This window comes from Streptomyces apricus (genome assembly GCF_008369065.1).
GTDB lineage: Bacteria > Actinomycetota > Actinomycetes > Streptomycetales > Streptomycetaceae > Streptomyces > Streptomyces apricus.
Genome location: NZ_VDFC01000043.1, coordinates 340,261 through 363,001 on the forward strand (window position 1 = coordinate 340,261; position 22,741 = coordinate 363,001).

Below are 22,741 nucleotides of genomic sequence, written 5' to 3' on the forward strand. Positions count from 1 at the left end.
TACGGTACGTCGCCCGCAGGACGTGCCTGCGCCCAGGGCCTGCGAGGTGCCCTGTCCTCGCTGGTCAACCGCGATTTTAACCTCTTCCTGGCGGGCGACCCGCCGACGGACGTGAGAGTTCTCTCCCCGGTCCGCCGGCGGGCGCCCCCGAAGCCCTTCCGGACGGCCCCGGACCGTCAGGGACGGCGGGCCTCCGCGATGCGGTTCTCGGCGATCCGGTCGGCCGCGGCGGCCGGCGGAATCCCGTCCTCCTTCGCACGAGCGAATATGGCCAGCGTGGTGTCGAAGATCTTCGCGGCCTTCTCCTTGCACCGGTCGAAGTCGAAGCCGTGGAGCTCGTCGGCGACCTGGATGACGCCGCCGGCGTTCACCACGTAGTCCGGCGCGTAGAGGATCCCGCGGTCGTCGAGGTCCTTCTCCACGCCCGGGTGCGCCAGCTGGTTGTTGGCGGCGCCGCAGACGATCCTCGCGGTCAGCGCCGGCACGGACTCGTCGTCCAGGGCGCCGCCGAGCGCGCACGGCGCGTAGATGTCGAGTCCCTCGGTCCGGATCAGCCGCTCGGTGTCCACGGCGACCTCGACCGAGGGGTGCTTGTCGACGATGCGGCCCACCGAGTCCTGGCGCACGTCCGCGATCACGACCCGGGCGCCGTCCTCCAGCAGGTGCTCCACCAGGTGGCGTCCGACCTTGCCGACGCCCGCGACGCCGACCGTGCGGCCGCGCAGCGACGGGTCGCCCCACAGGTGCTGCGCGGAGGCCCGCATGCCCTGGAAGACGCCGAAGGCGGTCAGGACCGACGAGTCGCCCGCGCCGCCGTTCTCGGGCGAACGCCCGGTCGTCCAGCGGCACTCGCGCGCCACGACGTCCATGTCGGCCACGTAGGTGCCGACGTCGCAGGCGGTGACGTACCGCCCGCCGAGGGAGGCCACGAAACGGCCGTACGCGAGGAGCAGTTCCTCGGACTTGATCTGCTCGGGGTCACCGATGATCACGGCCTTGCCGCCGCCGTGGTCCAGGCCGGCCATGGCGTTCTTGTAGGACATCCCGCGCGCAAGGTTCAGCGCGTCCGCGACGGCCGCCTCCTCGCTCGCGTACGGGTAGAAGCGGGTGCCGCCGAGGGCGGGGCCCAGGGCGGTCGAGTGGATGGCGATGACGGCCTTGAGGCCGGTGGCGCGGTCCTGGCAGAGCACGACCTGCTCGTGGCCGCCCTGTTCCGAGCGGAACAGGGTGTGCAGTACGTCGTCGGGGCTGCCGGTTACGTCGGTCACTGTGGTGACTCCCAGGTAAAGATCGGCGGGCGGAAGCGGCCCTCGTACGGGTGGCGGGGGTCCGTGTGGCACGAGATTAGAGCCTGCGCGGTACCGCCATCGGCGCAGTGGTCAGGATCACCCCCGAGCGGAGTACGGACCCGGGCGGGCGTGGGACGATTTGCCGTGGTTTCCCGCGCGTCCCCGCGTGGGTCCCGCGGTTTTCCGCCGGGTCGGAGGGGGAGGGAGCAAGCGTGCCCAAGGTGTCCTCGTTGATCGTCCCGTACGCGTCCTACCTCCGTGTGTACGAACCGCTGGCGGCCTTCCCCGAACCGGAGCGGGACCACTGGTCGCGCTACGCACGCCGCCCGGAACGCCCCTCGTACCAGGACGAGCTGCGCCGGTCGCTGGCCGACCTGCTGCCCGTGCCGCCGGTCGCGGTGCCGGTGCACGAGAGCGGTGACGCGTTCGTGGCGGACGTGGACGGCGTGCTGTGCGTGTGCCCCTGGCGGACCCGGCTGCGCGGCTGGGAGGCCCTGGGCGACCTCGGGGAGGAGCTGCCCGCGCTCGTCCTGGACGCCGCGCTGCCCGCGCTGGTGCGCCGGCAGGCGGCCCAGGACTACGAGCGCTGGCTGAGCCGCAACCCCGACGCCCGGCCCTGGATCCGCACGTCGACCTGGCAGGTCCCGCTGCACTGGTTCGTGCTCGTCTCCGACGAGGAGCGCGAGTACGACAAGGGGGGCGGATCCGGGGGCGGTTCGGGTGCCGCGGCCGAGGAGGACGCGCCCGTGCTCCGCTACCGCACGCCGATGGTGCAGGCGCGGCGGCGGGTGGCCCGGGCCCTGCGGACGCTGCGGGAGACCCTCGACGAGGGGCCGCTCATCGACGGCCTGGTGGACGTGGGGCGCTGGCTGGAGGAGTTCCACCCGCGCTCCCTCGTGGAGTTGGACTACGGCGGCCTCGTACACGTCCTGCCCGCCGGGGAGTTGGACGGCGACCACTCGGCCGCGGACGTCGCCGGCGGCATCGAGGCGCTGCGCGCGGGCGACGGGGCCGCGGCCGGCGAGGCGTACGGCCGGCTGGTCGAGCGGTGGCGGTCGGTCCGGGACCGGCGCTCGGCGAACTGAGGCCGCGGGCACGCCTCTTGGGAGCCGTGCCCGGAGCGGTGACCGGAGCCGTTCCCGGCGCCGTTCCCTGAGCCGGTTTTGGAATCGGCGGTCGCTGTGCGTCATGCTGTCCCCAGGACGTTAGTCCCGATCCGGGCTTACGGGGTAAGGGTGACGGACGGCACTTACGCGGACCTTGCGCCTAACGCCCCTCCTCATGCCAAAATAGGACAAGGAGTCCGGGGAGGGCTCTCTCTGTCCATGTATGGGTGGAATCTCGGCATTGTGCGCTATGGGGGGTTCTTGTGACTCCTGATCGCCCTGTGACTGATCGTCACAGTGGTGTGACTGTCCGCTATGGCATGGTCCATCGGCTTCCGTCGCTGATGAACACCTGGGAGGGCAATTCCATCGGTTTGGCCGACGTGGCTGGACGGATGGTGTAGTTGTAGTGCCGAGGACAAGCCGTTCGTCCTATAACCGACTCGACCCGCATCCGCCATTTCGGGCAACGCGGGTCAAGGTGCAGAATTTAGAGGAAAGAACCGAGAAGGTTCGGTTCTCCCGAGGAGGCCGCTCATGACCGCTCGCACCCCTGATGCCGAGCCGCTGCTGACCCCGGCTGAGGTCGCCACGATGTTCCGCGTGGACCCGAAGACGGTCACGCGGTGGGCGAAGGCCGGCAAGCTCACGTCCATCCGTACGCTCGGCGGACACCGCCGTTACCGCGAAGCCGAGGTCCGCGCTCTGCTGGCGGGCATTCCGCAGCAGCGCAGCGAAGCCTGAACAACAACTTCATAGCTGCATAGCAGGGCATTTCGGCGGTTCCCCCAACTTGTCGGCAGGCCCTGACCCAAGCTCCAAGCGACGCGGATCCCGCCCCAACGGGGTCCACGCCCGGGCAAGAACCACCAGCAGTGTGGGTGCGTCGTCGATCGCGCTGGACTCCGCCGAGTCCAGCGCGATCTTTTTTGTGCGCTGGTCATCGGGTGTGCGCGCCTGCCGGGTGGGTCTGTGAGTGGCCTTGTCGCAGTCTGGGCGGGGCTGTGGGATCGGCTGTGGACCGCCCCGGGATGGAGTGCAATTGCACATATTAAATTGACCTGTTGTAGGTGGGGGGTAAATTTCGCATGTTTGAAAACTTATGCGGTGACACCCGTCACACCGTCTGCTCCTTGTTGCGCGCGGCGTACCTGCGCTAGAGGAGGCCCCGGTCATCTGGGGCTGCGCGAGGGGCAGTTGGCGCGGGCCGCTCAGGCCGGGGAGGGGGTCTGGTCCCCGGTGGCGTCCTGGGCGTCCTGAGGGGCGCCCTCCGCGGCTGTCTCCGGCTCCGGGTCCGAGACCGAGGCGAGGCGCAGCAGGCGGTGGCAGATCGGGCAGTGCTTCGTCCTGTGGGGATGGCCGGAGGCGGCCGACAGATGGGCACGGAGGAGGGCTCGCGTCTCATGCCGGACTGTCGCCGCCATGGTCACCTCCGGTGGTGGCTCGGGGCTCGGGGTCTGGTCCCTGAGTACTTGCGGAATGTGACGGCGTCAAGACCGTGGGTTGCCGGGAGGGGTCATGGGGGAGCGTGGTGCGGATGTTCACCGAACGGGGGCACCGCTCCCCGCGCCCCCGCCGGACATGCGGAAGGCCCCGCATCCTTGCGGATGCGGGGCCTTCCGTTCTTCTTCTGCGGTCCTGACGGGATTTGAACCCGCGGCCTCCACCTTGACAGGGTGGCGAGCACTCCAAACTGCTCCACAGGACCAGGTTTCGCAGTGCGATCTCGCGTTGCGCTGCGAGACAGGACTCTACAGGAGGGTCGGCCTCCTGGGCGAACTCACTCCGCGTACGGGCTCCGTCACGGCGCGGCCGCGTCGATCGCCTTCACGATCCGCTTGTCGGAGACGGGGTACGCCGTGCCCAGCGCGTGCGCGAAGTAGCTGACCCGCAGCTCCTCGATCATCCAGCGGATGTCCAGGACGGAGGGCGGGACGGGCCGGCCCGGCGGCAGCTGCTCGAGCAGCCAGGCGTACTCGTCCTGCATCTCGTGGACCTTCTCCATCCGGCTGGTGTCGCGCTGCGCGTTGGTCGGCATCTGCTGGAGCCGCCGGTCCGCCGCGACCAGGTAGCGCATCAGGTCCGGCAGCCGCCGCAGCCCCGTCGCCGTGACGAACCCGGGCCGTACGAGGGCGTCCAGCTGCGTGCGCACGTCCGCCAGGTTGGCGAGCAGCACGGGGCTGCGCACGCCCTTCAGACGGCGCTCACAGGCCTGCCAGGCGGCCAGCACCTGCTCGACCTGCCCGACCGTGCGGACCGTCGTGTCGACGATCTCCGCGCGCACCTTGTCGTACAGCTTCCGGTACGACTCCTCGTCCCACGCCGGGCCCCCGAAGTCCCCGATCAGCTTGTCGGCGGCGGCCGTCGCGCAGTCGTCGAACAGGGCCTGCACCGACCCGTGCGGGTTCGCGGACAGGGCGAGCTTCTGGGCGTTGGTCAGCCGGTCCGAGGCGAACTTTCCCGGGTTGACCGGGATGTTGCGCAGGATGAGCCGCCGCGTGCCCTTCCACATCGCCTCCTGCTGCTCGGCCTCGGTGTCGAAGAGGCGTACGGAGACGGTGTTCGCCTGCGGCCCGTCGTCCACCAGCGCCGGGTACGCCTTCACCGGCTGGCCGGCCCGGCGCGTCTCGAAGAGGCGGGTCAGGGAGCCGATGGTCCAGTCCGTCAGCCCCGAACGCTCCAGCGACTCCCCGCCGCTGCGCTCGGCGGTCGCCGCCGCGGCCTGCGAGATCGCCTGGCGCGCCTTCGGCTTCAGCCGCAGCTTCAGGGCTTCGAGGTCCTTGTCCTCGGCCAGCTTGCGGCGCCGCTCGTCGACGATCCGGAAAGTGATCTTCAGGTGGTCGTCGAGCCGGGACCAGTCGAAGTCGTCGGCCGTGAGGGGGACGCCGACCATGCGCTTCAGCTCGCGCGCCATCGCCGTCGTCAGGGGCTCCTGCAACGGCACCGTTTGCGCGAGGAACCGCTGCGCGAAGTTCGGCGCGGGCACGTAGTTGCGGCGGATCGGCTTCGGCAGGGAGCGGATCAGCTCGGTGACGACCTGTTCGCGCAGCCCCGGGATCTGCCACTCGAAGCCGTCGTCGGTGACCTGGTTCAGCACCTGGAGCGGGATGTGGACGGTCACGCCGTCCGCGTCGGCGCCCGGCTCGAACTGGTAGGTGACCCGGAACTTCAGCCGGCCCTGCCGCCACGTGTCCGGGTAGTCGTCCTTGGTGACCGCCCCGGCCGACTCCCGGATGAGCATCGAGCGCTCGAAGTCGAGGAGCTCGGGCTCCTCCTTGCGCTTGTGCTTCCACCAGGAGTCGAAGTGGGCCCCGGACACGACGTGTTCGGGCACCCGCTCCTCGTAGAAGTCGAAGAGTGTCTCGTCGTCGACCAGGATGTCCCGGCGCCGCGCCCGGTGCTCCAGCTCCTCCACCTCGGTGAGGAGCCGGCGGTTGTCGGCGAAGAACTTGTGGTGCGTACGCCAGTCGCCCTCGACGAGCGCGTTGCGGATGAACAGCTCGCGGCTGGTCTCCGGGTCGATGCGCCCGTAGTTGACCTTCCGCTGCACGACGATCGGCACGCCGTACAGCGTCACCTTCTCGTACGCCATCACCGCGGCCTGGTCCTTCTCCCAGTGCGGCTCGCTGTACGTGCGCTTCAGCAGGTGCTCCGCGAGCGGTTCGATCCACTCGGGCTCGATGCGCGCGTTCACGCGGGCCCACAGCCGGGACGTCTCGACCAGCTCGGCGGACATCACGAACCGCGGGGGCTTCTTGAAGAGCGCCGAGCCGGGGAAGATCGCGAACTTGGCGTTGCGGGCGCCCACGTACTCGTTCTTCGAGGAGCTCCTGCCGCCCTCGCGTCCGCCGTCCTTGCCGGTCCCCGTCCCGCTCCCGCTCTCCTTCACGTCCTTCATGCCGATGTGGGAGAGCAGTCCGGCGAGGAGGGAGAGGTGGACCTGCTTCTCCGGGGCGTCGTCCTCGTTGAGGTGGATGCCCATCTGCTTGGCGACGGTCCGCAGCTGCGTGTAGATGTCCTGCCACTCGCGGATGCGCAGGAAGTTCAGGTACTCCTGTTTGCACATGCGGCGGAACGACGACGAGCCGCGCTCCTTCTGCTGCTCGCGCACGTACCGCCAGAGGTTCAGGTACGCCAGGAAGTCGGACGTCTCGTCCTTGAAGCGGGCGTGCTGCTGGTCGGCCTGCGTCTGCTTGTCGGCCGGCCGTTCGCGCGGGTCCTGGATGGAGAGCGCGGCCGCGATCACCATGACCTCGCGCACGCACCCGTTCCTGTCCGCCTCCAGGACCATCCGGGCCAGCCGCGGGTCGACGGGCAGCTGGGAGAGCTTGCGCCCGGTGTCGGTGAGCTGCTTGCGGGGGTCCTTCTCCGCCGGGTCGAGGGCGTTGAGCTCCTGGAGGAGCTGGACGCCGTCGCGGATGTTGCGGTGGTCCGGCGGGTCGATGAAGGGGAACTTCTCGATCTCGCCGAGCCCGGCCGCGGTCATCTGGAGGATCACGGACGCCAGGTTGGTGCGCAGGATCTCGGCGTCGGTGAACTCCGGCCGGGCCAGGAAGTCGTCCTCGGAGTACAGCCGGATGCAGATGCCGTCGCTGGTACGGCCGCAGCGGCCCTTGCGCTGGTTGGCGCTGGCCTGCGAGATCGCCTCGATGGGCAGGCGCTGGACCTTCGTGCGGTGGCTGTACCGGGAGATGCGGGCGGTGCCCGGGTCGATCACGTACTTGATGCCGGGGACGGTGAGGGAGGTCTCGGCGACGTTGGTCGCCAGAACGATCCTGCGCCCGGTGTGGGGCTGGAAGACGCGGTGCTGCTCGGCGTGCGAGAGCCGCGCGTAGAGGGGGAGCACCTCGGTGAACCGGTAGTTCTTCTTCGTGAGCGCGTCGGCGGTGTCGCGGATCTCCCGCTCGCCGGACAGGAAGACGAGGATGTCGCCCTTGCCCTCGCCCTGCAGCTCCTCGACGGCGTCGCAGATCGCGGTGATCTGGTCGCGGTCGGCCTCGTCGCCCTCCTCTTCGAGGAGCGGGCGGTAGCGCACCTCGACGGGGTACGTGCGTCCGCTGACCTCGACGATCGGGGCGTCACCGAAGTGCCGGGAGAACCGCTCGGGGTCGATGGTCGCCGAGGTGATGACGACCTTCAGGTCGGGCCGCTTCGGCAGCAGCTGGGCCAGGTAGCCGAGCAGGAAGTCGATGTTCAGGGACCGCTCGTGCGCCTCGTCGATGATGATCGTGTCGTACGCGCGCAGCTCGCGGTCCGTCTGGATCTCCGCGAGCAGGATGCCGTCCGTCATCAGCTTGACGAAGGTGCCCTCGGGGTTCACCTGGTCGGTGAAGCGGACCTTCCAGCCGACGGCCTCGCCCAGCGGGGTGTCCATCTCCTCGGCGACGCGCTCGGCGACGGTGCGGGCGGCGATGCGGCGGGGCTGGGTGTGCCCGATCATGCCGCGCACGCCCCGGCCCAGCTCCAGACAGATCTTGGGGATCTGCGTCGTCTTGCCGGAGCCGGTCTCACCCGCGACGATCACGACCTGGTGATCACGGATGGCGGCCGCGATCTCGTCCTTCTTCTGGCTGACGGGCAGCTGCTCGGGGTACGTGACGGCGGGCACGCGGGAGCGCCGCTCGGCCATGCGGCTCTCGGCCTTCGCGATCTCCGCCCCGATCTCGGCGGTGACGGCGGCGCGGGCCTCTGGCTTGCGGATCCGGCGTGCGCCCTCCAGCCTGCGCCCGAGCCGGTGCGCGTCGCGCAGGGACAGCTCGGCCAGACGGGGGGCGAGATCGCCGAGGGCGGGGGCAGGGTGCGTAGACATACGCGGTCCAGGATCTCACCTCGGGGAAACGAGGGGCGAACGCTTTTGCGCCCGGACCCTCTTCGGTCACTCTCCGCGCACTTCCGGGGCACTCCCGGGCGCCGCCGGGGCGTCCCCGGAACCTCTCCCCGGAGCCTCTCGGGGGCGTCCTCGGGGCGCTCGCTCGCCGGACATCGCGGAGAAATATCCCGTACGCCCCTTTAGCGTGGGCACATGTCCGAGAAGCCGCACGCGCCGCACCTGTCGCACCCGCCGCACGGTGCCCACGGCAGGCCGCCCAGGCGGCGTGAGCGCTGGAGCTCCTTCAAGGAGTCCCCCTTCTTCCCCGCGGTGGTGCTGGTGCTGATCCTCGCCGCCGCCGCGGGCCTCTTCGCGGGCTCGTACACGTACTCCATGGCGAACCCGACCCCGCGCCACGTGCCGACCGCGACGGTGGGCGCGTACGACGAGGGGCGGGGCAAGGCCTTCGTGGCGGGGATGGAGAAGGCGCTCGACGCCTCCTTGGAGCTCCACGCCTACGACAGCCGGGAGGCGGCCGTCGAGGCGGTGGACGACCAGAAGGTCTTCGCGATCCTGGAGGTGCGGGACGCGGGCGCGAAGGTGGTCCTCGACGTGTCCGGGGCGTCCGGGGCCTCGGTCGCGGAGCTGCTGCAGAAGGCCGCGCCGGCGGTGGGCGAGGAGACGGGCGTGGCGGTGACGGTCCGGGACATCAAGCCGCTGCAGGAGGGCGACCCGCGCGGCCTGGCGATCTTCTACATCTCCCTGGCGGCCGTGATCATCGGCTTCGTCGGGGCCATCCAGCTCAGCGTGCACGCGCGGGAGCTGAACCCGGTGGAGCGCATCGCGTTCACGGCCGCGTACGCGCTGCTCGGGGGGTTCGTGATCGCGGCGGTGGTCGACTGGGGGCTGGGCGCCCTGGACCTGCCGTTCGTCGAGTCGTGGCTGATCCTGGCGCTGACCATGTTCACGTCCGGCATGGTCTTCACGATGTTCAACACCCTGTTCGGCCGCTGGGCGATGCTCCCCMCCTGGGGGCTGATGGTCCTGCTCGGCAACCCGTCCTCGGGCGGCGCGGTCTCCTGGCCCCTGCTGCCGTCGCCGCTCGGCGTCATCGGCCGCTGGCTCCCGCCCGGCGCCTCGGTCAACGCCCAGCACACGGCGGTGTACTTCCCGGGCCACCAGCACGTGTTCCCGTTCCTGGTCCTGGCCGGCTGGGCCCTGATCTCCTGCGCGATCTTCTGGACCTGGCGCCACCGCCACCCGGGCGGCAGGAACCAGGGCCCGTCCCACGCAGCGGGCACCCCGCCCCGGGAGACGTCGGGGGGCGGAGCGGCGGCATGACGCTTCTCAGGGGCGAGGGGCGAGGACTGGGCCGCCACCGACGCTTTTAAGAGGCGCGGGCCCAGGTTCGGTCCGCCACCGGCGCTTTTAAGGGGCGCGGGGAACTGCGCGACCAGCCCCCACACACCCGCACCCGAACGAACGGGCGCCCGGCCCTGACCAAAAACCGAAGGCCCCGTCCACCTGGACGGGGCCTTCGAATGGTGGCTGGGGCCGGGATCGAACCGGCGACCTATCGCTTTTCAGGCGATCGCTCGTACCAACTGAGCTACCCAGCCACGCGATCCACAAGTGAATCGCAGCGGTCCTGACGGGATTTGAACCCGCGGCCTCCACCTTGACAGGGTGGCGAGCACTCCAAACTGCTCCACAGGACCCAGCTGTTGTGCACGAACAGAGTGAACTCAGTCTCGCACACCGTGATGCGTGCCCCCAACGGGATTCGAACCCGTGCTACCGCCTTGAAAGGGCGGCGTCCTAGGCCGCTAGACGATGAGGGCTATCGGCCCGCCTGGGCGCTTCGCAGCGCGTCGGGGACGTGAGAAGCATATGGGATGGCGGGAGGGATCGCCAAAACGGTTTACGGGGAGGTGGCGGAGGGGCTGACGGTGGACCGCGCACCGGGCTGGTTCTCCTTGGGCAGATGGCGGCTGACCTCGGCCGTCGTCAGCCCCAGACCGCCCAGCCTGATCTCGTCCCAGGCCTGCAGCCGGCGGGTGTCGCGGTCCAGGTAGAGGATCGACGTCTCGATCGGATCGGGGTTCTTCCCCTCCACCGCGCGCAGCCCGCTGCCCCCGGTGGAGCCCTCGATGCGCAGCCGCGTGCCGTACCGCATGACCTCCATCTCCTGGTGGTGGACGTGGCCCGCCAGGACCAGCGGCACGTCGCCGTCCGTCTCCCGCGCGGCCGTCGGGTTGTGCGCGACGGCGATGTCGACCGGCGTGCCGGCCGCCTCCTGGTCGCGCAGGGCGGAGGCGAGGCGGGCCCCCGCGAGCTCCTCCGACCGGGCGCCGCCCACCTCGGTCGAGCGGTCGGGGGTGAACTGCGGATCGCCGATGCCCGCGAACCGCAGCCCGGCGACCGACACGGCCCGGCCGTCGTCGAGCACGTGCACGTTCTTCATACGCTCCAGGTACTCCTGGGTGGTCCGCGAGTCGTGGTTGCCGCGCACCCAGACGTACGGGGCGCCCAGGTCGGCCGCCGGGTCCAGGAAGCCGTTCTCGGCCGCCGAGCCGTGGTCCATCGTGTCCCCGGAGTCGACGATCACATCGATCCGGTACTGCTGCACCAGCGAGGCGATGATCTTCCAGCTCGCCGGGTTGAGGTGGATGTCGGAGACGTGCAGGACCCGGATCGTGGAGGGGTCCGGCGCGTACGCGGGGAGCGTGGACGTGGCGTCGTACAGCTTCGTCACGTTCGTCACCAGGCGGGCCAGCTCCTTCTGGTAGACGTCGAACTCGCTGACGATGCTGCGCGCGTTGCCGACGACCGAGGGCGCCGAGGAGAGCAGGCCGGAGAACTTCGGTTCCAGGACCGACTTGGGGTTCCAGGTCGCGAAGGCCGTCGCCCCGCAGGCCGCCAGCAGGGCCAGCGCCAGGCCGCCCGCCGCCAGGGCCCGGCGCGGGCGGCGGTAGACCGCGAGGCCGAGGGCGGTCGCACCGGAGACGACGGCGACGACCGAGCGCACGGCCAGGTCGAGCGTGCCGGCGCCGACGTCCTCGGCGACCTCGTCCTGGAGGCCGGAGAGCCGTTCCGGGTGGTCGACCAGCGCCTGCGAGCGGACCGGGTCGAGCTGGTCGACGTCCACGTCCAGGCGCAGGGGCGCGGTGTGGCTGCGCAGTTCGAGGGCGCCGAGCGGGGAGACGTTGATCTTGGTGCCGCCGGTGAGGGAGGGCCGCAGGGTCATCGTGGTGTCCATGGGACCGACCGGCGCGCGCACGTTCCCGACGATCAGCAGCCCCAGCCACGCACCGAGCAGGACGACGGCGACGAGACCGAGCGCGCGGGTGTACGGGTGCGGCTGGGCGACGAGTTCGACGACGGGGCGGGGGCGGCGGGAGCGGTAGTGGCGTACGAGGATGCGGGGAGCCTTTCGCACGCGGAGCAGAGCGGCGGCGGCAGCGGGGACGCGGGCCATTCGGGCCGTATGCCCAAAGTGTGGGGCCGATATGCGGCGAGGGCCCGCTTCCGGGCCCCGTCCGGCCTTCGTCAGGCCCCGCTTCCGGACCCCCTCCGGCCTTGGTTCGGGTCCTGTGCGGGACGGCCTGGCGTCCGGCTTCCGGTACCGGACAATGGTGGGGTGCTGGAGATGACGCGCGAGGAGTTCGAGGAACTGGTCGCCGAGGCGCTGGACCGGATCCCGCCGGAACTGACGCGGCTGATGGACAACGTGGCGGTGTTCGTCGAGGACGAGCCGCCCGCCGACGACCCCGAGCTGCTCGGGCTCTACGAGGGGACGCCGCTGACCGACCGCGGCGAGTGGTACGCGGGGGTGCTGCCGGACCGGATTACCATCTACCGGGGGCCCACGCTGCGGATGTGCGCCACGCGTGAGGAGGTGGTGGCCGAGACCGAGGTGACGGTGGTGCACGAGATCGCCCACCACTTCGGCATCGACGACGCCCGGCTGCACGCCCTCGGCTACGGCTGAGGGCGCCCACGCCCACCCGTCCGGCACCCGAGCCGACGCCGACGAAGGAGACGCCCCCGCCGTCGCCGGAGCCGAGCACCGCCGAGCCGTCGTCCTCGGCGCACCCGGAGCCGGAACCGCAGCTCGCCGAGCGCCGCGAACCGGCGCCGCGGGCGGGCATCGAGGCCTGAGCGAGGCCCGAAGGCGGCTCGAACAGGCCCCGCGGAACTGCCGCACGCCTCTGAGCTGCGGTTTCGGGCTCGGTTTGCCTCGAAGGGCAGAGGGTGCGTATGGTAGTAGATCGTTTGATCCCAATTGCCCGGCGCCATCACAGAGCGCCGCGTGGCGCGTACTCTCCCCTTACCGTGGCTGACCGCATTGAGGCGGTCGTTTGCGAAATCACGGAGTTGACGGGCGCGTGCCGACGAGACTCCGGAAGGTTTCGCATTCGCATGTCCATTTCCAGTACTGATCACATCGTCGTGCCCGAGAACGAGGCGACCGCCGAGACCGCGGCCCCGGCGGCCCCCGCCGTCGACGCGACTCCCGAGGCCACCGAGGCCCCGGCGACGCCCGAGATCACCTTCGGTGACCTCGGTCTCCCCGAGGGCGTCGTCCGCAAGCTCGCGCAGAACGGCGTGACCAGCCCCTTCCCGATCCAGGCCGCGACCATCCCGGACGCCCTGGCCGGCAAGGACATCCTCGGCCGCGGCCGCACCGGCTCCGGCAAGACCCTCTCCTTCGGCCTGCCGCTGCTCACGCAGCTCGCCGGCGGCCACACCGAGAAGAAGAAGCCCCGCGGCATCATCCTCACGCCGACGCGTGAGCTCGCGATGCAGGTCGCGGACGCCCTCCAGCCGTACGGCGATGTGCTCGGCCTGAAGATGAAGGTCGTCTGCGGCGGTACGTCGATGGGCAACCAGATCTACGCCCTGGAGCGCGGCGTCGACGTCCTCGTCGCCACCCCGGGCCGCCTGCGCGACATCATCAACCGCGGCGCCTGCTCCCTGGAGAACGTCCAGGTCGCCGTGCTCGACGAGGCCGACCAGATGTCCGACCTGGGCTTCCTGCCCGAGGTCACCGAGCTGCTCGACCAGATCCCCGGCGGCGGCCAGCGCATGCTGTTCTCGGCCACGATGGAGAACGAGATCTCCACGCTGGTCAAGCGCTACCTCACCAACCCGGTGACGCACGAGGTCGACAGCGCCCAGGGCAACGTCACGACCATGTCGCACCACATCCTCATCGTGAAGCCCAAGGACAAGGCGCCGGTCACCGCCGCGATCGCCTCCCGCAAGGGCCGCACGATCATCTTCGTCCGCACCCAGCTGGGCGCCGACCGCATCGCCGAGCAGCTCTGCGACTCCGGCGTGAAGGCCGACGCGCTGCACGGCGGCATGACGCAGGGCGCCCGTACCCGGGTCCTGGAGGACTTCAAGAAGGGCTACGTCAACGCGCTCGTCGCGACCGACGTCGCCGCCCGCGGCATCCACGTCGACGGCATCGACCTGGTCCTGAACGTGGACCCGGCCGGTGACCACAAGGACTACCTGCACCGCTCCGGCCGTACGGCCCGTGCGGGGCGCAGCGGCACGGTCGTGTCGCTCTCCCTGCCGCACCAGCGCCGGCAGATCTTCCGCCAGATGGAGGACGCGGGCGTCGACGCCACGCGCCACATCATCCAGGGCGGCGCCGCCTTCGACCCGGAGGTCGCGGAGATCACCAGCGCCCGGTCGATGACCGAGGTGCAGGCCGAGTCCGCGGGCAACGCGGCGCAGCAGGCCGAGCGCGAGGTGTCGCAGCTCACCAAGGAGCTGGAGCGCGCGCAGCGGCGCGCCGCCGAGCTGCGCGAGGAGGCCGACCGGCTGATCGCGCGGTCCGCGCGTGAGCGCGGCGAGGACCCGGAGGCCGCGCTCGCCGAGGCCGCCGCTGTCGTCGAGGCCGCTGCCGCGGCCGTGGCGCAGGAGCCGGTGGCGCAGGCCGCCGACAGCGCCGAGCCGGTGCGCGAGGAGCCGCGTCAGCGTCGTGACGACCGCGGCAACTACGAGCGCCGTGACCGTCGGGACGACCGTCCGTCGGGTGGTTACAACCGTGACCGTCGTGACGACCGTTCCTCCGGTGGCTTCAACCGTGACCGCCGTGACGAGCGTCCCTCGGGTGGCTTCCGCCGCGACGACCGTCCGTCCGGTGGCTTCAACCGTGACCGTCGTGACGACCGTTCCTCCGGTGGCTTCAACCGTGATCGCCGTGACGAGCGTCCCTCCGGCGGTTTCCGCCGGGACGACGAGCGTGGTGGCGGCCGTTCCTTCGACCGTCGTGACGACCGTCCGTCGGGCGGCTTCCGCCGCGACGACCGTCGTGACGGTGGTGACCGCGGCGGGTTCCGTCGTGACGAGCGTCCCTCGGGCGGCTTCAACCGCGACCGCCGTGACGGCGACCGCCCCGCCGGTGGCGGTTTCCGCCGGGACGACCGTCCGTCCGGCCACCGCGGCAGCGACCGTCCGTTCAACCGTGACCGCCAGGGCGACCGTCCCACCGGTGGCGGCTTCCGCTCCGGCCACGACCGCCCGTACGGCCGCCGTGACGACCACCGTGGCGCGGGTTCCGGTTCCGGTTCGGGCTCCGGCTCGTCCTTCCGCCGCGACGACAAGCCGCGCTGGAAGCGCAACGGCTGACATCCGCTGACGCCTGCTGAGGGCGCCTCAGTGACACGAAGGGCCCGGACGACCTCGGTCGTCCGGGCCCTTCGGCGTTCCCGGTGGCCCCGGCGTTCCCGGTCTTCCCGGTCTTCCCGGTCGGCGTTCCGGAGAAAGTCGCGGGCGGCTGTCGATCCGGCCGTGTCCCGTTCGACGTCCTGGTGTGTGGGGCGTCCCGCCGCACACGGACCCGACCGGACCCGGCGAGGAGACACGTGGACCAGCTGCTGAGAGTCATGAACTTCAGCGTCTCGAGTGACGGAATCGGTGCCGGTGAGCACCAGAGCCTGGAACGCCCCTTCGGCCACGTCGACCCCGGGCGGCTGTTCGCCTGGGCCGGCGCCACGGCGAGCTGGCCCAACCGCACCGATCCCGGCGGCACCCGGGGCCTCGACGACTACTTCACCCGGGACTTCGCACGCAACATCGGCGCCGAGATCATGGGCCGCAACAAGTTCGGCCCCCAGCGCGGACCCTGGCGCGACCACGACTGGCGCGGCTGGTGGGGCGACGAGCCGCCCTTCCGTACGCCGGTGTTCGTCATGACCCACCACGGGCGTCCTTCGATCACCCTCTCCGACACCACGTTCCACTTCGTCGCCGGTGACCCGGCCACGGTCCTCGCCCGGGCGCGCGAGGCGGCGGACGGCAAGGACGTCCGGCTCGGCGGCGGGGTCGGCACCGTCCGGCAGTTCCTCGACGCCGACCTCGTCGACACGCTGCACGTGGCGGTCGCACCGGTGGAGCTCGGCTCCGGCCTCCGGCTCTGGGAGTCCCCCGACGAACTGCTCGACCGCTTCCACCTCGAAGTGGTGCCCAGCCCGAGCGGCGTCGCGCACCACCTGTTCTGGCGCAGGTGAACGGGGCCGGACGCAGGCGCGCTCGGGCCGCCGCCGTCCGGCCGTGTTTCGGCCAGATCAACCGCGATGTGGCGCATGTCATACCCCCGGCGAGGGAATTGCTGGGGGCATGACAGATGACGCCAGAGTGAGTGGGCTGTCGGACGAAGAGCGGCTGGCCCAGCTCGGCTACACCCAGGTTCTCGCCCGCCGCATGTCGGCGTTCTCCAACTACGCGGTCTCCTTCACGATCATCTCGGTCCTGTCGGGCTGCCTGACGCTCTACCTGTTCGGCATGAACACCGGCGGGCCCGCCGTGATCACCTGGGGCTGGGTCGCGGTCGGGCTCATGACCCTGTTCGTCGGGCTCGCGATGGCCGAGATCTGTTCGGCGTACCCGACCTCCGCGGGCCTGTACTTCTGGGCGCACCGCCTCGCCCCGCCGCGTACGGCCGCGGCCTGGGCGTGGTTCACGGGCTGGTTCAACGTGCTGGGCCAGGTCGCGGTGACGGCCGGCATCGACTTCGGAGCGGCCTCGTTCCTGGGCGCGTACCTGAACCTGCAGTTCGACTTCGAGGTCACCGCCGGCCGCACGATCCTGCTCTTCGCGGGCATCCTCGTCCTGCACGGCCTGCTGAACACCTTCGGCGTACGCATCGTCGGCCTGCTCAACAGCGTCAGCGTGTGGTGGCACGTCGTCGGCGTCGCGGTCATCGTGGGCGCGCTGACCTTCGCGCCGGACAGCCACCAGTCGGCGTCCTTCGTCTTCACCGAGTTCGTGAACAACACGGGCTGGGGCAGCAGCTTCTACGTCGTCCTGCTCGGCCTGCTGATGGCGCAGTACACCTTCACCGGGTACGACGCCTCGGCACACATGACGGAGGAGACGCACGACGCGTCCACGGCAGGGCCCAAGGGCATCGTCCAGTCCATCTGGACGTCCTGGATAGCGGGCTTCGTCCTCCTGCTCGGCTTCACCTTCGCCATCCAGTCGTACGACGGCGCGCTCGATTCCCCGACGGGCGTGCCGCCGGCCCAGATCCTGCTGGACGCGCTGGGCGCCACCGCGGGCAAGCTGCTCCTGCTGGTGGTGATCGGCGCGCAGCTGTTCTGCGGCATGGCGTCGGTGACCGCCAACTCCCGCATGATCTACGCCTTCTCGCGCGACGGGGCGCTGCCGTTCTCGCACGTCTGGCACACGGTCAGCCCGCGCACGCGCACGCCCGTCGCCGCGGTGTGGCTCGCGGCGCTGGGCGCGCTGGTCCTCGGGCTGCCGTACCTGATCAACGTGACCGCGTACGCGGCGGTGACGTCGATCGCGGTGATCGGCCTCTACATCGCGTACGTCATCCCGACGCTGCTGCGGCTGCGCAAGGGCGAGGACTTCCAGCGGGGGCCGTGGCACCTGGGCCGCTGGTCGCGTCCGATCGGCATCGTGGCGGTGGCCTGGGTGGGCGTGATCACCGTCCTCTTCATGCTCCCCCAGGTCTCACCGGTCACCTGGGAGACCTTCAACTACGCGCCCGTCGCCGTCCTGGTCGTCCTCGGCTTCGCCGCGGTGTGGTGGTTCGCCTCGGCCCGGCACTGGTTCCTGAACCCGGACCACGAGCGCACCCGCGCCCGCGTGGCGGCCCGCGCGGGCGCCCCGGAGCCGCTCGACCCGTGACGCCCGTGCCCCACGCCGACCGTCCGACGCGGCCGTGACACCGATACCCGATCGGAGTCCCGGCCGCGTCCGGCTATGCTCGTTCCTGCATCGGCGCGGTCCGGTGCGATGGACCCTTAGCTCAATTGGCAGAGCAGTGGACTTTTAATCCATTGGTTGTGGGTTCGAGTCCCACAGGGTCTACACGGGAGCCCCCAGCTCAGAGGTACCGAAAGGTACGCGGAGTTGGGGGCTCGTGCCGTCCGACGGGGCGCGCCACCGGGCGGCCGCTCGGTGACGACGGGCCCGCGCTCGCGCAGTTCTTCGGCGGCGCGTCGAAATCGAGCCCGAGGCTGCGCGTCACGGTCCCTTCAGACGTTCGGCTCGTCCCCGGCCGGGTCGTCGCCGGTCGGCTCCGGCAGTGCGATGACGTACGTGCCCTTGGCGGGCAGGGTTGCGACGAGACCCCGGCTCCGCAGCTCGACGACGGCGCGACGCACGGTGCCGATGCTCACGCCGTACAGATCCGTCATGGCCCGCTCGCCGGGCAGCGCGGCTCCCTGCGGCAGCTTGCCGGACGCGATGTCCGCCTCGATCGTGTCGGCGAGTTTCACGTACTCGTAGCGCGGAAGCTCACTCATCCCTCCACGTTGCCGCAGCCCGACGCGTGTCGCAGGGGTGGAACGCGTCGGGACGCGGTATTTAGCAGAGGGGTGCAGGGGGACGCAGTTCCCGGTATGGTCGAAATATGCAAGACCCCGGCGAGGTGTCCAGACCTCCCGGGGCGTGGTCAACGCTGCTCAAGGAGCGTCAACGTGTACGACCTTATCCGTCGCGCCCTCGTACGGGTGCGGCTCCTCTTCTCCTCGGGTACGGGCAAACGGCGCCGTACCCGTCATCGCCCCTACCTCTGCCTCCACATCACCGCTGTGCGCCACATCTCGGCACCCCAGGCTCCGGGCCTGCCCCGCCCCCGCTCCCCGTACGGGCTCGACGTGCCCCTCGACGGCGCCGTTTGCCCGTAACCGAGGAGAAGAGGAGCCGCACCCGTACGAGGGCGCGACGGATGGCGCCGACTCCGCCCTCGTACGCCCCTACCTCGTCGCCCGCGACAAGGAGACCGCGCTTCGGCAGCGTCGGCGCCTCGCCCTCGTGCTCGCCGCCGATCTGGGGATCGACCTCGACTCGCATCTGATCGGCGCGCAGAAGGCGGCCGCCTGATGGAGCGCACCGTCAACCCCGCACCCCGTCTGCTGCCCTGGCCGTCCCCCGACGGCAAACCCTGCTACCTGGTCGCGGACCACGGCGGCACTCGTCTGTCCCGGCTCGCCGACGATCTGGAGACCGTCCTGCTCGCCACGGGCGCCGACGTGCCCGCCCTCGCCCGTCCCCTGCTGGACGACCCGGCGTCCCCGCCCACGGAACTCCGCTTCGCCGGCCTCCGACTCGCCGAGTGCCTGACGGACGCCCTGCGCGCCGCCGAGTCGCGAGGGGTGCGCCTGTCCGCCGACGAGTAGTCGGAGGGGAGGTGGCCGGTGGGCGCTTTGTGTACACATGGCACATTCGGTACCGTCGGGCGCATGACCCAGATGCCCATAGAGTCCATCCGTGACGTACGCGCTCACCTCGCCGAGGTGGTCGAACGGGCCGACCGGGACGACACCCCCACGGTGATCACCCGGCGGGGCAAAGAAGTGGCCGCCGTCGTGTCGATCGAGGTTCTGCGCAGGTACCAGGAGTGGGAAGAGCGCGAGATCAACCGGATCATCGACGAGCGCATGGCGAACCCGGCCGCCGGTGTCCCGATCGAGGACGTCATGAGGGAAACGCTGGCGCGGGGTGAGTGAACGCGGTGCGCGCGCGTACCGAACCGTCCTCCGGCCGGAAGCACAGTCCGAACTGCGCAAGATTCCCCGGGGTGCGGCACTCCGCATCCTTGCCAAGCTGACGGAACTGGAAGCCGATCCGCTCGGCTTCCACACCACCGCGCTGGTCTCCCAGGCGGACCGGCGCCGCCTCCGTGTGGGTGACTACCGCGTCGTCTACACGATCGACAACGGGGAGCTGGTGGTGTGGGTGGTCCACGTCGGACACCGGTCCACCGTGTACGACACCTGAGGGCGCGGGCCGGCGAGTCCTGTGCTCACGTGATCAACAGCAGTGCCGTCCACATCACCGCTGCCAGTGACGGCAGCAAGTAGGAGATCAGTACGATCGAGCGGCCCCGGGCGCGGCCCTGGCGGCGGGTGGCCCAGCTTGTCCATGTCGCCGCGTACTCCGGCAGGCGTTCCAGGGCTCGGCGCTGGACGTGCTGGTAGTAGAGGCGGTGCCGGTGGCCCACGTACAGCCAGGTAAGGGCCAGGACGAGGCCGAAGGCGGCCAGCACGCGCGCCGCCACCAGGTGCCGTTCCGAGGTGAGGAGCGTCGTGTGGGCCACGGCGAACAGCGACTGGCCCACCAGGAAGAGGTTGCCCCGCTGGAGCAGCATCGTGTTCACGTGCAGCGTGTGCTGCCAGAGCCGGTCGTCCTCCGCGAGGCGCTGGGCCTGCGCCTGTGCCTGTGTTTGCGTCTGTGACTCACCGTCGTCCCCCATGGCACCGTTCTGCCCAGGAGGCGTGCGGAGTCACCGCTTCCGCCCGGTGGAACGCCGGTCTCAGCCCGCCGTCAGCTCCGCCAGGGGCAGCGTGTGCCGGGTCTGGAGGACCTTCGCCCGGAGGTAGAGGACGTTGTGGGCCGTGGTGAACACGCCCGTCGGGACCCGGTGCCGCACGTCGATGCCGAGGGACCGCAGCTGCTCCGCCTTGTCCGGGTTGTTGGACAGCAGGTCCAGTTCCCCGATGCCGAGGGCCGTGAGCATCTGGGCCGCCGCCGTGTAGTCGCGGGCGTCCTCGGGCAGGCCCAGCGCCGTGTTGGCGGCGTACGTGTCGAGGCCCTCGTCCTGCAGCGCGTACGCGTCGAGCTTGTTGTAGAGGCCGATGCCCCGGCCCTCCTGGCGGAGGTAGAGGAGCACGCCGCCGCGCTCGGCGATCTGCTCGACGGCCTCGCGCAGCTGCGGGCCGCAGTCGCAGCGGGCCGAGCCGAAGGCGTCCCCGGTCAGGCACTCGGAGTGCAGGCGCACCAGCGGCGTCGCGCCCGCCGGGTCGCCGAGCACCATCGCCACGTGTTCCCGGCCGTCGGTCAGGCCGTGGAAGGTGACCAGCTCGGCGTCGACGCCGTAGCCGTCGTGGAAGCGCAGGGGCACCCGGACGCGCGAGCGCTGGGTGGCGGCGGCGGGGTGGTCGGACATGCGGCTCTCCGCTCCGGGATCCTCGTCTGCTTCAGATTTGAAGCAGATCCTCGGATCAGGACCCTACTCATGTTTTAAAGTTAAAGCAATGGGTGATCGACCGCCGATGGGTGATCTACCGCGGACGACCGGTTACGCGCACGGGCCCGACGAGCGGCGGCGCCAGGGGAGCTCCTCCGGGGGCACCGACCCCGGAGAGCCCCCTTGCAGACCGCGTGCCACGCCCGTGAACATCTCCTCCAGCTGCCGGACCTGCTCCGGCGTCAGGTGGTCGAAGAGCGTCGCGCGGACCGTCTCCACATGGCCGGGCGCCGTACGCTCCAGCAGCGCCGTGCCCGCGTCGGTCAGGACGGCGATGCTGCCGCGCCGGTCGCTCGGGCACCCCTCGCGGCGTACCGCCCCGTCCTTCTCCAGCCGGGTCACGGCGTACGTGAGACGGCTGCGGGTGATCTTCGTCCGCTCGGCCAGGTCGGTCATCCGCAGCCGGCGCTCCGGCGCCTCGGAGAGGTGGGCCAGGATGGAGTAGTACAGGTGCGGCATGCCGGCCTCCTGCTGGAGCTGCCGGTCGATCGCGTCCTCCAGGAGGTGGGAGGCGGCGATGTAGGCGCGCCAGGCGCGCTGCTCGTCGGGGGTGAGCCAGCGGGTCGTCATGCCCCCAGTGTAGGTTTGTTTCAAACTTGAACCAAGGCCAGGTTCCGCCCGCGGAAGAGAGACGAGTCCATGCCCCACCCCTACGTCCTGTTGTCCGCCGCCGTCTCCCTCGACGGCCGCCTGGACGACACCGGCCCCGAACGGCTGCTGCTCTCCGGCCCGGCCGACTTCGACCGGGTCGACGAGGTGCGGGCCGACTCCGACGCCATCCTGGTCGGCGCCGGCACCCTGCGCGCCGACAACCCCCGCCTCCTCGTCAACTCCGCCGAGCGGCGCGCCGCCCGGGTCGCCGCCGGCCGACCGGAGTACCCGCTGAAGGTCACCGTCAGCGGCACCGGCGACCTCGACCCCGACGCCAACTTCTGGTCCACCGGCGGCGAGAAGGTCGTCTACACGACCGACGAGGGCGCCGTGACGGCCGCCGAGGCCCTGCGCGGACTGGAGGGCCTCGGCATCGACGTCGTGTCCGTCGGCCCCGGCCTGGACTGGCGGGCGGTCCTCACCCACCTGCACGACGTCCGGGGCGTGCGCCGGCTGATGGTCGAGGGCGGCGGCCGGGTGCACACCCAGCTCCTCCAGCAGGGGCTCGCCGACGAACTGCAGCTCGCCCTCGCACCCCTCGTGGTGGGGCAGCCGCACGCGCCGAAGCTCTTCGGGTCCGGCGCGTACCCCGGCGGCCCCCGCAGCCGCATGCGCCTGCTCGGGACGCGGCCCGTGGGGGACGTGGTGCTCATGCGCTACGTGCCCACCGCGCCCGGCACCGCAGGCGTACCGTCCGCCGCCGACCACCGCTGGCTGGAGCTCGCCTGCGAACTGGCGGCCCAGTGCCCGCCCTCGCGGACCGCGTTCAGCGTCGGCGCGGTCGTCGTCGCGGCCGACGGCACGGAGCTGGCCCGCGGGTACTCCCGCGAGTCCGACCCCGTCGAGCACGCCGAGGAGGCCGCGCTCGCCAAGATCGCCCCGGACGACCCGCGGCTCCCGGGCGCCACGGTCTACAGCAGCCTGGAGCCCTGCGCCCGCCGCGCCTCGCGGCCCGCGCCCTGCGCCCGGCTGATCCTCGACGCGGGGGTGCGCCGGGTGGTCACCGCGTGGCGCGAGCCCGACACCTTCGTGGCCGGCGCGGACGGGAACGGCCTGCTGGCCGCCGCGGGTGCCGACGTCCTCGTCCTGCCCGCGTACGAGGCCGCGGCGAAGGCGCCCAACCGGCACCTCGGCTGAGCCGGTGCCCACCGCGGATCGACCCGTGTGCTTCGCACCCCGTGAATGGCGTACACTGGTGTCAACGACGCGGGGTGGAGCAGCTCGGTAGCTCGCTGGGCTCATAACCCAGAGGTCGCAGGTTCAAATCCTGTCCCCGCTACTGAAGGCCTGAGGCCGGAATCCAATGGATTCCGGCCTCAGGTGTTTCCCGGGGTCCGAGAGGCTGACAAGCATCCGGCCCGGCCCGCTC

Annotated in this window: 20 protein-coding genes and 6 tRNA genes; 14 read left to right on the forward strand and 12 right to left on the reverse strand. The window is 70.9% G+C overall.

All coding sequences use genetic code 11. The features are described 5' to 3' along the window. Positions 1–176: 176 nt before the first annotated feature. A complete protein-coding gene (locus FGF04_RS19705; protein ID WP_149512622.1) occupies positions 177–1,268 on the reverse strand; it encodes a Leu/Phe/Val dehydrogenase in 1,092 nt (363 codons plus the stop codon). A 233-nt stretch (positions 1,269–1,501) separates the two neighbouring features. Here FGF04_RS19705 and FGF04_RS19710 point away from each other — a divergent pair, with 233 nt between their 5' ends. Both FGF04_RS19710 and bldC read left to right on the forward strand, forming a co-directional pair. Continuing rightward, positions 1,502–2,374 carry a hypothetical protein gene (locus tag FGF04_RS19710; protein ID WP_149512623.1) on the forward strand — a complete coding sequence of 291 codons (873 nt, stop codon included), beginning with the start codon at positions 1,502–1,504 and terminating at the stop codon, positions 2,372–2,374. Positions 2,375–2,932: 558 nt separating this feature from the next. Further along, positions 2,933–3,139, forward strand: a complete 207-nt coding sequence (gene bldC / locus FGF04_RS19715; RefSeq protein ID WP_003949541.1) for a developmental transcriptional regulator BldC — start codon at positions 2,933–2,935, stop codon at positions 3,137–3,139. A 467-nt stretch (positions 3,140–3,606) separates the two neighbouring features. Here bldC and FGF04_RS19720 read toward each other — a convergent pair whose 3' ends face one another. From FGF04_RS19720 to hrpA, 3 genes are all read right to left on the reverse strand, one after another. Next, positions 3,607–3,819 (reverse strand): DUF6274 family protein, encoded by a 213-nt coding sequence (locus tag FGF04_RS19720; protein ID WP_149512624.1) that lies wholly within the window; start codon positions 3,817–3,819, stop codon positions 3,607–3,609. Positions 3,820–4,028: 209 nt separating this feature from the next. Continuing rightward, a tRNA-Asp gene (locus FGF04_RS19725) sits at positions 4,029–4,103 on the reverse strand. Between the two features lie 93 nt (positions 4,104–4,196). After that, complete coding sequence (hrpA, locus tag FGF04_RS19730) at positions 4,197–8,204, reverse strand: ATP-dependent RNA helicase HrpA (RefSeq protein ID WP_149512625.1); 4,008 nt, start codon at positions 8,202–8,204, stop codon at positions 4,197–4,199. A gap of 213 nt (positions 8,205–8,417) precedes the next feature. Between hrpA and FGF04_RS19735 the strand changes: the two genes are divergently transcribed. After that, the gene (locus FGF04_RS19735; protein WP_188114145.1) at positions 8,418–9,545 is read left to right on the forward strand and encodes an ABC transporter permease; all 1,128 of its coding nucleotides are present in this window, start codon (positions 8,418–8,420) and stop codon (positions 9,543–9,545) included. A 201-nt stretch (positions 9,546–9,746) separates the two neighbouring features. Here the strand turns inward: FGF04_RS19735 and FGF04_RS19740 are convergent. The 4 genes from FGF04_RS19740 to FGF04_RS19755 form a co-directional block, all read right to left on the reverse strand. After that, a tRNA-Phe gene (locus FGF04_RS19740) sits at positions 9,747–9,823 on the reverse strand. Positions 9,824–9,847: 24 nt separating this feature from the next. Then, a tRNA-Asp gene (locus FGF04_RS19745) sits at positions 9,848–9,922 on the reverse strand. A 50-nt stretch (positions 9,923–9,972) separates the two neighbouring features. Next, positions 9,973–10,045 (reverse strand) — tRNA-Glu (locus tag FGF04_RS19750). A gap of 80 nt (positions 10,046–10,125) precedes the next feature. Beyond that, on the reverse strand, positions 10,126–11,682 hold the full coding sequence (locus tag FGF04_RS19755; protein WP_188114146.1) for a metallophosphoesterase family protein: 1,557 nt from the start codon (positions 11,680–11,682) through the stop codon (positions 10,126–10,128). 162 nt (positions 11,683–11,844) lie between these two features. On the opposite strand from FGF04_RS19755, the gene FGF04_RS19760 reads away from it, so the two are divergent. From FGF04_RS19760 to FGF04_RS19780, 5 genes are all read left to right on the forward strand, one after another. Then, a complete protein-coding gene (locus tag FGF04_RS19760; protein WP_055637702.1) occupies positions 11,845–12,195 on the forward strand; it encodes a metallopeptidase family protein in 351 nt (116 codons plus the stop codon). A 431-nt stretch (positions 12,196–12,626) separates the two neighbouring features. Then, positions 12,627–14,849, forward strand: coding sequence for a DEAD/DEAH box helicase (locus tag FGF04_RS19765; protein WP_149512626.1), 2,223 nt, complete (start codon positions 12,627–12,629; stop codon positions 14,847–14,849). 236 nt (positions 14,850–15,085) lie between these two features. After that, entirely contained in the window at positions 15,086–15,730 is a 645-nt protein-coding gene (locus tag FGF04_RS19770; protein WP_149512627.1) for a dihydrofolate reductase family protein, read from the forward strand. Between the two features lie 109 nt (positions 15,731–15,839). Next, positions 15,840–17,375: an amino acid permease gene (locus FGF04_RS19775; RefSeq protein WP_149512628.1), complete on the forward strand. Its 1,536-nt coding sequence runs from the start codon at positions 15,840–15,842 to the stop codon at positions 17,373–17,375. Between the two features lie 110 nt (positions 17,376–17,485). Further along, positions 17,486–17,558 (forward strand) — tRNA-Lys (locus FGF04_RS19780). A 167-nt stretch (positions 17,559–17,725) separates the two neighbouring features. Here FGF04_RS19780 and FGF04_RS19785 read toward each other — a convergent pair. Beyond that, on the reverse strand, positions 17,726–17,995 hold the full coding sequence (locus tag FGF04_RS19785) for a winged helix-turn-helix domain-containing protein (protein WP_149512629.1): 270 nt from the start codon (positions 17,993–17,995) through the stop codon (positions 17,726–17,728). Between the two features lie 174 nt (positions 17,996–18,169). Between FGF04_RS19785 and FGF04_RS41185 the strand changes: the two genes are divergently transcribed. From FGF04_RS41185 to FGF04_RS19805, 4 genes are all read left to right on the forward strand, one after another. Continuing rightward, complete coding sequence (locus FGF04_RS41185; protein ID WP_235882404.1) at positions 18,170–18,379, forward strand: hypothetical protein; 210 nt, start codon at positions 18,170–18,172, stop codon at positions 18,377–18,379. Between the two features lie 195 nt (positions 18,380–18,574). After that, positions 18,575–18,871: a hypothetical protein gene (locus tag FGF04_RS19795; RefSeq protein WP_149512630.1), complete on the forward strand. Its 297-nt coding sequence runs from the start codon at positions 18,575–18,577 to the stop codon at positions 18,869–18,871. 63 nt (positions 18,872–18,934) lie between these two features. Continuing rightward, a complete protein-coding gene (locus FGF04_RS19800; protein WP_149512631.1) occupies positions 18,935–19,201 on the forward strand; it encodes a type II toxin-antitoxin system Phd/YefM family antitoxin in 267 nt (88 codons plus the stop codon). Next, positions 19,194–19,472 carry a type II toxin-antitoxin system RelE family toxin gene (locus FGF04_RS19805; RefSeq protein WP_149512632.1) on the forward strand — a complete coding sequence of 93 codons (279 nt, stop codon included), beginning with the start codon at positions 19,194–19,196 and terminating at the stop codon, positions 19,470–19,472. The genes FGF04_RS19800 and FGF04_RS19805 overlap by 8 nt, the downstream gene beginning before the upstream one ends. A gap of 25 nt (positions 19,473–19,497) precedes the next feature. On the opposite strand, the gene FGF04_RS19810 is transcribed toward FGF04_RS19805, so the two are convergent. The 3 genes from FGF04_RS19810 to FGF04_RS19820 form a co-directional block, all read right to left on the reverse strand. Further along, a complete protein-coding gene (locus tag FGF04_RS19810; RefSeq protein ID WP_149512633.1) occupies positions 19,498–19,947 on the reverse strand; it encodes a RipA family octameric membrane protein in 450 nt (149 codons plus the stop codon). A gap of 60 nt (positions 19,948–20,007) precedes the next feature. Next, positions 20,008–20,640 carry a GTP cyclohydrolase II gene (locus tag FGF04_RS19815; protein WP_149512634.1) on the reverse strand — a complete coding sequence of 211 codons (633 nt, stop codon included), beginning with the start codon at positions 20,638–20,640 and terminating at the stop codon, positions 20,008–20,010. A 132-nt stretch (positions 20,641–20,772) separates the two neighbouring features. After that, on the reverse strand, positions 20,773–21,291 hold the full coding sequence (locus FGF04_RS19820) for a MarR family winged helix-turn-helix transcriptional regulator (RefSeq protein ID WP_149512635.1): 519 nt from the start codon (positions 21,289–21,291) through the stop codon (positions 20,773–20,775). A gap of 69 nt (positions 21,292–21,360) precedes the next feature. Between FGF04_RS19820 and FGF04_RS19825 the strand changes: the two genes are divergently transcribed. Further along, entirely contained in the window at positions 21,361–22,509 is a 1,149-nt protein-coding gene (locus FGF04_RS19825) for a dihydrofolate reductase family protein (protein ID WP_149512636.1), read from the forward strand. Positions 22,510–22,577: 68 nt separating this feature from the next. After that, positions 22,578–22,651 (forward strand) — tRNA-Met (locus tag FGF04_RS19830). Positions 22,652–22,741 lie beyond the last annotated feature (90 nt).

What these genes read in the sequence shown, in the direction of transcription:
- bldC (WP_003949541.1), top strand. Translation starts at nt 2,933, where the DNA reads ATGACCGCTCGCACCCCTGATGCCGAGCCGCTGCTGACCCCGGCTGAG.
- FGF04_RS19720 (WP_149512624.1), bottom strand. Translation starts at nt 3,819, where the DNA reads ATGGCGGCGACAGTCCGGCATGAGACGCGAGCCCTCCTCCGTGCCCAT.
- hrpA (WP_149512625.1), bottom strand. Translation starts at nt 8,204, where the DNA reads ATGTCTACGCACCCTGCCCCCGCCCTCGGCGATCTCGCCCCCCGTCTG.
- FGF04_RS19755 (WP_188114146.1), bottom strand. Translation starts at nt 11,682, where the DNA reads ATGGCCCGCGTCCCCGCTGCCGCCGCCGCTCTGCTCCGCGTGCGAAAG.
- FGF04_RS19765 (WP_149512626.1), top strand. Translation starts at nt 12,627, where the DNA reads ATGTCCATTTCCAGTACTGATCACATCGTCGTGCCCGAGAACGAGGCG.
- FGF04_RS19775 (WP_149512628.1), top strand. Translation starts at nt 15,840, where the DNA reads ATGACAGATGACGCCAGAGTGAGTGGGCTGTCGGACGAAGAGCGGCTG.
- FGF04_RS19785 (WP_149512629.1), bottom strand. Translation starts at nt 17,995, where the DNA reads ATGAGTGAGCTTCCGCGCTACGAGTACGTGAAACTCGCCGACACGATC.
- FGF04_RS19795 (WP_149512630.1), top strand. Translation starts at nt 18,575, where the DNA reads ATGGAGCGCACCGTCAACCCCGCACCCCGTCTGCTGCCCTGGCCGTCC.
- FGF04_RS19800 (WP_149512631.1), top strand. Translation starts at nt 18,935, where the DNA reads ATGACCCAGATGCCCATAGAGTCCATCCGTGACGTACGCGCTCACCTC.
- FGF04_RS19810 (WP_149512633.1), bottom strand. Translation starts at nt 19,947, where the DNA reads ATGGGGGACGACGGTGAGTCACAGACGCAAACACAGGCACAGGCGCAG.
- FGF04_RS19815 (WP_149512634.1), bottom strand. Translation starts at nt 20,640, where the DNA reads ATGTCCGACCACCCCGCCGCCGCCACCCAGCGCTCGCGCGTCCGGGTG.
- FGF04_RS19820 (WP_149512635.1), bottom strand. Translation starts at nt 21,291, where the DNA reads ATGACGACCCGCTGGCTCACCCCCGACGAGCAGCGCGCCTGGCGCGCC.
- FGF04_RS19825 (WP_149512636.1), top strand. Translation starts at nt 21,361, where the DNA reads ATGCCCCACCCCTACGTCCTGTTGTCCGCCGCCGTCTCCCTCGACGGC.